Here is a 2,169-nt window from a genome sequence, read left to right as displayed (position 1 = left end):
TCTGCTCGAACCCGGCGACACGGTCCTGATCGACGATCCGTGCTACTTCAACTTCCAGGCGTTACTGCGCGCGCATCGTGTCCGCATCGTCGGTGTGCCTTATACGCCGTCCGGCCCCGATCTGGCGGCATTCGAGCGGGCGCTGATCGAGCACCGCCCGCGGCTCTACGTGACCAATTCCGCGATCCACAATCCGACCGGCGCCACGCTTGCACCGGCCATTGCGCATCGGTTGCTGAAACTGGCGGGTGAGCACAATCTGCTGATCGTCGAGGACGATATCTTCGCCGACTTCGAAGACGAACCCGCGCCGCGTCTTGCGGCGTTCGACGGTCTCGCGCGGGTGGTCTCGATCGGCAGCTTTTCGAAGACCTTGTCCGCGGCCGTACGCTGCGGTTATATCGCGGCGCGCAGCGAATGGATTGAGCCGCTGATCGATCTGAAGCTGGCCACCTCGTTCGGCAACGGCCAGCTCGCGGCGAGCGTCGTACACCGCTTGCTGGTGGATGGCACCTACCGGCGGCATCTGGAATCGATGCGCGCGAAGCTCGCGGACGCCATGGGCGAGACGATCAGGCGGCTGGGTTATGCCGGCCTTGAAGTGTGGACGCGGCCACGTGCCGGCATATTTGTGTGGGCGCGCCTGCCGGATGCGCTCGACGCCGCCGATATCGCGCGTCACGCGTTAGCCGAGAGTGTGGTGTTCGCGCCGGGCAATGTGTTCAGCGCGTCGCATTCGGCGGCCGGCTTCCTGCGCTTTAACGTGTCGCAATGCAACCGGCCGAAGGTGTACGAGGCGCTGCAACGGGCGATGGATGTGTCGGCCGCATCGACGGAGCGCGTCTGAGCGCGCGCTCCTTGCCCCGCGAGCTTACTTGCACAGCAACAGCAGACGCTCCTGATCCGTGCAGGCGGAGCGCGGTTTCTGCGCGGCTTGCGCCGCCGTCGCGCTGATCGCCGCACTCTTGTTCGCGAAGCACGCGCGCAAATGTTTCTCCACCGGGCCGTAGTATTTCCAGCCACGCACGAGAGGCGGCAATTCGAGTTTCACCTGCTTCCACTTCGGATGCCCATGCTCCTGCAGATTGTCGAAGTTGGCGCAGAGCGAGTCCGCAAAGTGATTCAGATTGCCGACGGTATCGCGCAGACCGTAATCGTAAGTGACGAGAAAGGCTTTGACCGTTAGCGTGGGGACATCTTCCTTCAGCCAGTTCGGATAGCTGGTCGCGCGAAGCGTCGTGGGGAAATACGTCTGCTTCGCACGGGCGGTTTCGGGCGCGTTGGGATCAACCCGCAATGGGCGGATCTGTTGCAGCAACTCGGGGTTCATGTCGTTGAACAGTTTCGCCGGTTGCCCGACCACGATGATCGCAACGTCCACCTTCTTGACGATCAATGCGGCCAGCGCGTCTTCGTTGCTCAGGTGCTGGACGTTCTGCTCGGGAATCGCCTGTCCGAACATCAGGTGATAGAGGGTCGTGGCCGTTTGAGCAGTGCCGCTGCCGAGCAGTCCCACGCTAATGCTCTTGTCCTTGATGTCGGCGAAGGTTTTCATCGGCGAATCCGCGCGCACCACGACGTTAATTTCCTCGTCGTAGAGCGGCATGATGAGCCGTAGCGGCCGGATCGCCGTGCCTGCATCGGTATTGCCCGCGTTGGCCATGTCGATGTAGGCCTGATACACGTCGGATTGCACCAGCGCGAGCTTCACGCCCGGCTCGAAGCGCATACGCTGCACGTTTTCAGCGGAACCTTTCGACGCCATCACTTCCAGGTCGATGCCCGCCGGCTGTGCCACCCATTTCGACAGATCCTGACCAAACTGAATATAGGTGCCCCGTTCCGGACCAGTGACGATCTTGTAGTGCGCAGGCTCCGCGCAAACAAACGAAGACATGACCATCAGCGCCAGCCCGAGCCATCCCGCCAGAAGTTTCTTCAGCATGGTCTATCTACCTATCGGTCAGGGTTGAACGGCCTCTCGCGTCGGCGCGCGCGAAGTATCCGTGAGCCGGCTTGCCGTCTCATGTTCAATGCGTTGCGTGTGCCATGTCCGTCTGTTGCCGCTCAGAGGGCACGTGATCGCCAATGCCATCGGGCGTGCCATGATTCAGTCCGTCTGTCGTGCAAACGGCTATGAAATTCGGTATCCAATCGATTTATCCATAA

Annotated in this window: 2 protein-coding genes; one reads left to right on the top strand and one right to left on the bottom strand. The window is 61.5% G+C overall.

The window, feature by feature from the left end; all coding sequences use genetic code 11:
* Positions 1-847: PLP-dependent aminotransferase family protein (locus VFE81_RS09745; RefSeq protein ID WP_325044394.1), on the top strand; the 847-nt coding region annotated here is incomplete at its 5' end.
* 24 nt (positions 848-871) lie between these two features.
* Here VFE81_RS09745 and VFE81_RS09740 read toward each other — a convergent pair.
* A complete protein-coding gene (locus VFE81_RS09740; RefSeq protein ID WP_325044393.1) occupies positions 872-1,945 on the bottom strand; it encodes a TAXI family TRAP transporter solute-binding subunit in 1,074 nt (357 codons plus the stop codon).
* Positions 1,946-2,169 lie beyond the last annotated feature (224 nt).

It is taken from the genome of Paraburkholderia sp. (assembly GCF_035656215.1).
GTDB lineage: Bacteria > Pseudomonadota > Gammaproteobacteria > Burkholderiales > Burkholderiaceae > Paraburkholderia.
Note: the sequence above shows the minus strand (reverse complement) of the source record. Positions and strands in the feature narration are given on the sequence as shown.

Bases quoted from the DNA above. Each gene is read 5' to 3' on its own strand.
- VFE81_RS09740 (WP_325044393.1), bottom strand. From the start codon at position 1,945: ATGCTGAAGAAACTTCTGGCGGGATGGCTCGGGCTGGCGCTGATGGTC.